8 protein-coding genes are annotated in these 8,509 nt (G+C 35.1%); 4 read left to right on the top strand and 4 right to left on the bottom strand.

What is annotated here, in order from left to right; genetic code table 11:
• Positions 1-288 precede the first annotated feature (288 nt).
• Together WH267_RS19340 and WH267_RS19335 are read left to right on the top strand one after the other, a co-directional pair.
• Positions 289-1,023, top strand: coding sequence for an SDR family NAD(P)-dependent oxidoreductase (locus WH267_RS19340; protein ID WP_340010365.1), 735 nt, complete (start codon positions 289-291; stop codon positions 1,021-1,023).
• A gap of 342 nt (positions 1,024-1,365) precedes the next feature.
• On the top strand, positions 1,366-2,211 hold the full coding sequence (locus tag WH267_RS19335) for a mechanosensitive ion channel family protein (RefSeq protein WP_340010364.1): 846 nt from the start codon (positions 1,366-1,368) through the stop codon (positions 2,209-2,211).
• A 64-nt stretch (positions 2,212-2,275) separates the two neighbouring features.
• On the opposite strand, the gene WH267_RS19330 is transcribed toward WH267_RS19335, so the two are convergent.
• The 4 genes from WH267_RS19330 to ku form a co-directional block, all read right to left on the bottom strand.
• A complete protein-coding gene (locus WH267_RS19330; protein WP_340010362.1) occupies positions 2,276-2,827 on the bottom strand; it encodes a hypothetical protein in 552 nt (183 codons plus the stop codon).
• A 30-nt stretch (positions 2,828-2,857) separates the two neighbouring features.
• Positions 2,858-4,741 (bottom strand): DNA ligase D, encoded by a 1,884-nt coding sequence (gene ligD, locus WH267_RS19325; RefSeq protein WP_340010360.1) that lies wholly within the window; start codon positions 4,739-4,741, stop codon positions 2,858-2,860.
• Between the two features lie 71 nt (positions 4,742-4,812).
• On the bottom strand, positions 4,813-5,418 hold the full coding sequence (locus WH267_RS19320) for a DNA polymerase ligase N-terminal domain-containing protein (protein WP_123320904.1): 606 nt from the start codon (positions 5,416-5,418) through the stop codon (positions 4,813-4,815).
• Positions 5,418-6,203: a non-homologous end joining protein Ku gene (gene ku, locus WH267_RS19315; RefSeq protein WP_340010359.1), complete on the bottom strand. Its 786-nt coding sequence runs from the start codon at positions 6,201-6,203 to the stop codon at positions 5,418-5,420. The genes WH267_RS19320 and ku overlap by 1 nt, the downstream gene beginning before the upstream one ends.
• A gap of 144 nt (positions 6,204-6,347) precedes the next feature.
• On the opposite strand from ku, the gene WH267_RS19310 reads away from it, so the two are divergent.
• Positions 6,348-6,920, top strand: coding sequence for a Crp/Fnr family transcriptional regulator (locus WH267_RS19310; RefSeq protein ID WP_123320903.1), 573 nt, complete (start codon positions 6,348-6,350; stop codon positions 6,918-6,920).
• Positions 6,921-7,224: 304 nt separating this feature from the next.
• Positions 7,225-8,493: an adenylosuccinate synthase gene (locus WH267_RS19305; RefSeq protein ID WP_340010357.1), complete on the top strand. Its 1,269-nt coding sequence runs from the start codon at positions 7,225-7,227 to the stop codon at positions 8,491-8,493.
• Positions 8,494-8,509 lie beyond the last annotated feature (16 nt).

Below are 8,509 nucleotides of genomic sequence, written 5' to 3'. Positions count from 1 at the left end.
GGTGAACTTTGTTCACCCGCCGCATTTTTTTATATAAATAGTAAGCCAAAAAGTATTGACTTCTATAGCAAAATTCTCTGTTGACTTTCAAATAAAAGATTCGTGAGATTTGTGGAATCTGTGCGAAAACAATTCAAAAACTATAAAAGTATCCTGCGGATTTCACGGCTGGATGAAAATAAAGGGTAGTTTCTGGGATACTACAATATAAAGATTGGTATCTGTATGTTCTATAATCATTGATTCCATTTGTGAAATTAATGTTTAATAAAAAATTATCTTTGCCTTATGAATCAAAACACAGACAAAACTGTTCTTATTTTAGGAGCCAATTCAGATGTAGCAAAGCAATGTATCATTCAATACCTTGAAAAAGGTTTTTCTGTAATGGCAGCTTCCAGAAATACAAAATCACTGGAAGATTTTATCTCCTCAAATAATCTGGATCAGAAAAGAACTAAGGTTTTGTATTTCGATGCTGCAGCTTTTGATTCTCATCATCAATTTTATCAGGAGTTACCTGTAAAACCTCATATTGTTGTGTATTCAGCCGGTTTCCTGGTTGATAACCAAAAGGCATTGAGAGATTTTAAAGGAGCAAAACAAATGATGGAGGTTAATTATATGGGGGGCGTTTCTATTCTGAACATGATTGCCATGGATGAAAGCAATAAAAACCTGGAAAGGATTATTGGACTTTCTTCATTATCAGGAGTAAGAGGAAGAAAAAGTAATTTTGTCTACGGAAGTACCAAGGCTGCATTTACCCAATATCTGGCAGGATTAAGACAGGAACTGGCTTCCAGAAAAATAATAGTCAATGCCTTAGTGATAGGCTATATCAGAACAAAAATTAATGAAGGGTTAGAACTCAATGAGTCTTTGATCATGGAACCGGATTATGTTGCAAAATTTATTGTCAATGCCGGAAATTCCTTTACCATTGTTCCGAATTTTAAATGGAAAATCATTTATCATATTCTGAGACTTTTACCGGAAAGCCTGGCTGCAAAACTTCCTTAATTTTAAATCTTATCTTTTTAAAGGGTTTACATGAAAAAATATGATATTTTTCATTGAATAAGTGATTTTATTCCTTAAAAAAACAACTTCGGTATTTTTTTTGTAATTGTAGACACTGATTATTCTTCCCGTAAGATTTCAATTTCTAAATGACCATTGAGTAAGCTGAAAACATCCATTCAGTAATCAATCTGTTTTAATGCAAATACTATTGATTTTAACTTTAAAAGTTAAGATCAGCCTTCTTTTGAAAACAGGGCATGCTTTCTATTCAGATCCACTTTGAAATCTTACTGCTATAAGGGCGGATAACGAATATGATAAAAAAATAAGTAGTATAAAATGGACGATTTACAATTGAACAACATTCAGAAACATTGGGATACCTTAATATCTTCAGCGATTTCATGGGCACCGAGAATTTTTACTGCAGTGATTTCTGCATTACTGATTTATCTGATCGGATCATGGATGATCAGAATGATTAAGAAACTTGTAGCAAAAGGCTTCAAAAAACGTGGTATGGAAGCTTCTTTACAGCATTTCCTACTTAATATTATCAATTGGGGACTTAATATTCTTCTCTTCATTGTAGTAGTCACCCAATTAGGAGTACAGACTTCAGCTTTTGTGGCTATGATTGGTGCTGCAGGTTTGGCTATAGGTCTGGCATTACAGGGATCTTTAACCAACTTTGCAGGAGGAATTCTTATTCTGTTATTAAAACCATTTAAAATAGGAGATTTTATTTCTACCAATTCCGGTGTTTCAGGGACAGTACAGGCGATTGATATCTTCCACACAAAGCTGATTACGCCACAAAATCAATTAATTATTATTCCTAATGGAGTAGTTTCCAATAACAGTATTACAAACTTTACTCAGTTAGGAACCAGAAGAACCTCTCTGGATATCGGAGTTGCTTATGATGCTGATCTTAGACAGACAAAGGAAATATTAATGGACATGATCAAAAAGAATGAATTTGCTCTTGCAGAACCCGCTCCACAGGTAGTCGTAACAACACTAGGCGATAGTGCTGTCAACCTATCGATCAGAGTGAGCTCTTCTACTGAAAATTTTTGGAAAATGAACGAGGAACTTATTATTGACTGTAAAGAAGCTTTAGATCAGGCTGGAATAGGAATTCCTTTTCCACAAAGAGATATCCACATTTATAATAAGTAATGATTATTTACAATGATAATAAAAAAATCCTGCGTTCTATAATGCAGGTTTTTTTATGTAATAGCTATTCTTTATTTTTCTTTGAGTATTGTTCAAGAAAATTTGTAAAAGTTTTATAATCATTTTCCTTAAAGTCATGTTCAGTAAATACAAAATTAAGATTGTTGTTAAGAATACCCAGAATAAGATATTGGTCTACAAATTTATAGTTGGTTTTACTCCAAACAGAAACTATGGTATTAAATGGATTTTCTAAAGTAATATCATCCTTATTAAGAATTATAAAACTAAATTTTTCATCTTTCTGTTTAAAGTCACTGATTTGCTCTTCAATTGATTTATAAAACTTCTTTTTACTGGTAAAGAATTGATAAAGAAGTAAAAAAATATAGGCAATAAAAATAAATCCTGCATATCTGAAAACAACGGAAGCAGGACTGTTATTAATAAACTTTGATTGAGAAAAAAAGCCAAGAAACAGAAATATGAGAGCATAGATGATTGCTTTCTTAAGTTCTGTAAAGCCTTTTTTCCATTGATAACGAAAGAAAAACTGTTGGTGTTCTCGTTCCGCCTTCTCATTAAAAGCAATTTCTAATGTAATAGATTCGTTCATGGATAGTTTTTGCAGGTAAAAGTATAGAAATTAATCAATATTCTGAAGTAATTCCAAAGCCTTCATCATATCAATTCCTTTTCCTAGAACTGGTTTAAATAAATCTCCTTTGTCTTTAATTCTCTCCAAAGCATTTTCAATATTATAATCTGTAGGCAGTATTCCCGGTTTCAGTTCATCCCAATCCAAAGGCATAGAGACTGAAGCTCCCTGTTTTGGGCGTAAACTATAAGTACTTGCTAATGTCTGACCTGTTCGGTTTTGTAAATAGTCTAAATAAATTTTTTTACTGTCTCTTTTTTGAAGGCTTCTTTCTAAAGTAGTTATTTTGGGAAGATTTTCATGAACCTGTTTCATCAGAATATGCGCAAAGTCTTTTACCTGGTCAAAATCATACTTGCCACCCATCGCAACATAAATATGGATACCTGTACTTCCGGAAGTCTTACAATATCCTTTAATTTTAATGGATTGTAACACTTCATTCACCTGAAGAGCTGTCTCAATTACCTCATCAAAAGTATTTTTCTTTGATGGGTCAAGGTCCAAAACCAGATAATCCGGATGTTCAAGGTCCGGCAGTGAGCTGTTCCATGGATTAAAGTCAATGCATCCGAGATTGTTCAGATAAGCCAGGGTTACTTTATCGTTGCAGTAGATATAATCAATGTATTTATCATTAGATTCAGAGTATACTTGTGTGGTTTTGATCCAATCAGGAATATGCTCTCCGGCATCTTTCTGATAAAAACTCTGTTCTTCAATGCCATTGGGGAAGCGGTTGAGGGATAACGGACGGTTTTTTAAATAAGGCAGAATATATCCTGCTACTGACTGATAATATTCTATCACATCACCTTTGGTAATATCATCTTTTGGAAAATAAATTTTATCCTGATTGGTAAGCTTTACAATATGTTTGTTTAGGGTAATTTCTTTTTCCTTTTCCGAAGTTTCTGTTCTTTTTGTTGATGCTTTAGCTTTCATTGTTCTTGATTTTTTAGGTTGAATATCCAAATCTGCTGCATCCTTTACTTCTTCCGGTTCCTTATCTTCACGAATACCCATAAAAACCGGATGACGGAAGATTCCGTTTTCTGTGATTTGAGAATATTTGATTTCACAAACGAGCTCAGGCTTTGTCCATGTTACAGGTGTATTGGTTTTAGGAATGGTTTCAAAGGGCGAAGATTTTACTATTAATTTCTGAAGCCTTTGATAAAGATCTTTTAAAGAAGTATTGTTGAATCCCGTTCCCGTATGACCACAATAAACCAAATCATGACTGATATATTTTCCCAGAATAAGAGCACCAAAACTTTCCCGGGAACCTCTTGGTTCTGTAAAACCACAGATAATAGCCTCTTCTGTATTGGAAAATTTGATTTTAAGCCAGTCAGCAGTCCGGTAATTTTCTACATACTGGCTGGCTGCCAGTTTAGCAATCATACCTTCAAGCTTCATTTTTTTCATCTGTTCAAAAAAGGCAATGCCTTTTTCAGGGATATGGTCACAATATTTGATTGTATCCGTTTCAATGAGTGCTTCTTTTAAAAGTTCTTTCCTTTGAACCAGCGGAAGTTCTTTTGTAGAATGGCCATTCAGCCAGAGAAGGTCAAAAACCTGATAAACCAAAGCTAAGCTGGGATTATCCTCTATTTGCTGTAAAAGCTGAAAACTAGGCTTTCCATGATCATCATATGCAACAATTTCACCATCCAGAATCATTTGATATTTCTGTTGGTCAAAATCCTGAGCTACCTGATCAAACTTTGATAAAAATGAAATCCCGTTTCTGGAATAGAAAAGAGGATCATCATGACTGAGATCAGCAATAGCTCTGTAGCCATCCCATTTTATTTCGAAAAGCCAGTTTTTATCATCAAATGCTTTATCAAAAGGTTTGGCAAGCATAGGTTTGATGAATGATTTAAGCTTTTTTTCGTTGGTTAAAGTATTAAAATTCCTGAATCTTTTTTCTGAAGCTACGACTTCTTTTTTGCGTTTGTTTTTAAGCTTTTTTTTTCCTCGAGGAATTTGGTAACCAAAGATTTTGGTGAAGTATTTTCTTCAGCATTATAAGGGCTTTCCGCAAATTCGTCTTTATGTTTAATAAGCAGCCATGCATTGTCTTCCGTATTTTTCATTTTCACGAGGGCAAATTCACCTTTCAGTTTTTTACCGTGTAAAATAAACTTTAAGGAACCGGCATGCAGCTCCTTCAACAATTCTTTTTCATCAGATGTTTTGCTGTTTTCTTCTAAAGGTTCATAAGTTCCACTGTCCCAGACTTCCACCTGTCCTGCTCCGTAATTGCCTTCAGGAATGTTACCTTCAAAATCTTTATAGTCATAAGGATGATCTTCTACCATCATGGCCAATCGTTTATCCTGCGGATCCAATGAAGGTCCTTTTGGAACAGCCCAACTCTTTAATACACCTTCCATTTCAAGGCGGAAATCATAATGAAGACGTGTTGCAGCATGCCTTTGAATAACAAAAATCAGTTTGTTTTTACTCTTTTTTGCTTTCCCTTTAGGTTCACTGGTTTCATCGAACTTACGTTTCTGTTGATAATCTTTGAGAGCCATTATGATGCAGATTTAGATTTGGAAGTATTTAAACTGGCCTTTAATTGAGCCATAAGGTCAATCACTTTACCTTCTTTTGCAGCAGGTGCTTTTTGGGTTTTAATATTTTTACCTTTTGCTTTCTGCCTGATGATTTTAAGTAGATCATCAGAATAGGTATCTTTATATATCGCCGGATCAAAATCCTGGGAAAGCTGTTCAATAAGATTGACCGCCATTTTCAGCTCTGCAGGTTTTGGGACTTTATGAGCAGGGATTTTTAAATCTGTATAATCCCTTATTTCCTGGTCAAATCTCAGGCGGTTCAGAATTAATATATCATCATTGTAAGGACGTATCATTCCGATTGCTTCACTTTCCCGAAGAACAAAAGTTCCGATTCCTACCATGCCCGTTTTTTCAAGGGCTTTTAATAGAAGTCTGTAGGCACTTTCCCCATTTTTCTGCGGTTCGAGATAATAAGGGGTTTCAAAATAGATACTGTCTACTTCTTTCTCTTTTACAAACTGATCAATAGAAAGGATTTTTGTCTTTTCAGGGCTTGCTGCTTCATAATCCTGCTCATCAAGAACAATATATTTATCATCCATGAGATAGCCTTTGACAATGTTTTCCCACTTTACTTCTTTTCCTGTATTTTCATTGACTCGCTTAAACCGAATATTGGAAAAATCGGATTTGTCGAGCATATCAAGGTCCAGTTTGCTGGTCTCCGTTGCTGAGTAAATCTTAACAGGGATATTTACTAAACCGAAGCCAATGGCACCATTCCAGATTGCTTTCATTGTCTTACGTTTTTAAAAATCAAGCAATTAACATGCCGATGGGGAGTTGTGTGGTATGTGTGATGAAGCTTTTTGTCAAATGACAATTGTTTTTATGGGTTACTTTTATACCTTTATATTTCCACAATCTGTGGATACAATAATATGGAAGAACTTTTTAGCTACATCAAAAAATTTGGATTACTGAATGCTCAGGATGAATTTCTGATTGGAGAAGGAATTCAGGAAACTTTGGTGAAGAAAGGTGAAATTTTTGTAGAGGCTGGAAAAGTAAGCCAAAAGATTGCCTTTGTAAAGCAAGGTGTATTCCGTTCTCTCTATTACAACAAAGAAGGAGATGATTTTACCCGTTATTTTATTTATGAGGGCCGGTTTATTGGAGATTTTCAAGGATTTACCGATCAGCTTCCTGCTCATGAATATATAGAAGCCATTACAGATGCTGTTTTACTTGTTATAGATCTTAACCATTTTAAAATATTAGAGGAAAAGATTGCAATATGGCCCGTGTTATTTGCCAGAATTCATGGGTTTGTTGCAGAAAACAAACTTAAGGTTGCAAGCATTATGCTCAACCAGGATGCGAAATCCCGATATATACATTTCCTTACTCATTATCCGGGACTTGCCAACCGGGTTCCGCAATCTATGCTGGCCTCTTATCTTGGAGTGACACCTTCATCGTTGAGCAGAATTAGGAGAACTATCAATGAGTAATGAAGTCTTTTTATAGTAAAATATAAGGTAAAGATCAAAATACAATGTCTCTGATCTTCTTATTTTTTACCTAAATATACATACGGATTATAAATTCAATAGGAACGGACTTTAGCCCGTTCTCTCATTTTATAAAAATTCCATTGGCTTTCGCCAAAACCTATAACAAAAGTAAAGATGAAGTTAAATCCCGATTTCGGATTCATAAATATTTGTACTCTATATTGATAAAAACCGTTTTTGCCAAATGACAATGGTCTCTTTTTCAAACTGTCATAGCTTTGTTCCATAAAAAAATAATTATATGGACATTGTATTAGGACTTCAATGGGGAGATGAAGGAAAAGGAAAGTTTATTGACCTTATCAGTGAAAATTATGATATTGCTGCCCGTTTCAACGGCGGTTCAAATGCTGGGCACAGTATCGAAAGAAATGGGAAAAGAATTACTCTTAAAATGATTCCTTCAGGAATTTTTATGCAGGGAGTACAGAATGTTATCGGAACGGGAACTGTTCTTGATCCCGTAAGTTTTAAAAATGAAATTCTTAATTTAAAGAAATTTGACGAAATGCTTCAGCCAGAGAACAATCTGATTATTTCTAAAAAGGCTCATTTTGTATTGCCTACTTACAGGCTGATGGATGTTTTCATGGAAGAAAACCCTGCTTACACAACTATTGGAACAACAAAGAACGGAATTGCTCAGGCCTATTCAAATAAAATTTTAAGACAAAACGTGAGAATCGGGGATATGTATGCTCCGGATTTTCAGGAGAGAGTACAACATATTTTAGAGAGAGATTACAGCTTTATGACAGGGAAGGATATGCTTCTTCCACCTTTGGAAGAGATTAGCAAAGAATTTTTCGAAGCTGTAGAGTTTTTAAAACAATTCAACTGCACAGAAACCGAACTGTTCCTGAATAAAGCCTTGATCGAAGGAAAAACAATATTGGGAGAAGGATCTCAGGCAACATTGTTAGATATAGATCATGGAACTTATCCTTATGTAACCTCTTCTTCCACCATTGCATCAGGAGCTTGCAGCGGACTGGGGATTTCCCCGAAAAAGATAGGTGAGATCTATGGTATTGCCAAAGCATACTGTACAAGAGTAGGAAACGGAATATTTCCAACAGAGCTTTTTGATGAAATGGGAGAAGAAATCAGGATAAAAGGTAATGAATTTGGCTCGAATACTGGACGCCCGAGAAGAACAGGCTGGCTGGATCTTCCCGCGTTAAGATATGCAGTAATGATCAATGGCATTACCCAATTGGTTCTGACTAAAGCAGATGTTTTAAGCGGATTAAAATCAGTAGCAGTCTGTACCCATTATGAACTGGAAGACGGATCTGTTGAAGCTACGGCCGGAACTCTTCCTGAAAATGCCAAGCCTATATTTAAATGGCTGGAGGGCTGGAATGCTGATTTCTCTGTGATTAAAGATCCTTCTGTACTTCCGGAGGAACTGATGAACTTCCTTTCATTTTTGGAGCAAGAAGTGGGTGTTCCGGTAACATACCTTTCTATAGGGCCGGGAAGAGAAGAGATGTTAAAAATGAAATAAGGTTTTATAAAGATAA

The sequence above is a fragment of the Chryseobacterium sp. MYb328 genome (genome assembly GCF_037572595.1).
Lineage (GTDB): Bacteria > Bacteroidota > Bacteroidia > Flavobacteriales > Weeksellaceae > Chryseobacterium > Chryseobacterium pennae.
This window is presented reverse-complemented; position numbering and strand designations above follow the sequence as displayed.

What these genes read in the sequence shown, in the direction of transcription:
- WH267_RS19330 (WP_340010362.1), bottom strand. Translation starts at nt 2,827, where the DNA reads ATGAACGAATCTATTACATTAGAAATTGCTTTTAATGAGAAGGCGGAA.
- ku (WP_340010359.1), bottom strand. Translation starts at nt 6,203, where the DNA reads ATGAAAGCAATCTGGAATGGTGCCATTGGCTTCGGTTTAGTAAATATC.
- WH267_RS19340 (WP_340010365.1), top strand. Translation starts at nt 289, where the DNA reads ATGAATCAAAACACAGACAAAACTGTTCTTATTTTAGGAGCCAATTCA.
- WH267_RS19335 (WP_340010364.1), top strand. Translation starts at nt 1,366, where the DNA reads ATGGACGATTTACAATTGAACAACATTCAGAAACATTGGGATACCTTA.
- WH267_RS19305 (WP_340010357.1), top strand. Translation starts at nt 7,225, where the DNA reads ATGGACATTGTATTAGGACTTCAATGGGGAGATGAAGGAAAAGGAAAG.
- WH267_RS19310 (WP_123320903.1), top strand. Translation starts at nt 6,348, where the DNA reads ATGGAAGAACTTTTTAGCTACATCAAAAAATTTGGATTACTGAATGCT.
- WH267_RS19320 (WP_123320904.1), bottom strand. Translation starts at nt 5,418, where the DNA reads ATGGCTCTCAAAGATTATCAACAGAAACGTAAGTTCGATGAAACCAGT.
- ligD (WP_340010360.1), bottom strand. Translation starts at nt 4,741, where the DNA reads ATGCTTGCCAAACCTTTTGATAAAGCATTTGATGATAAAAACTGGCTT.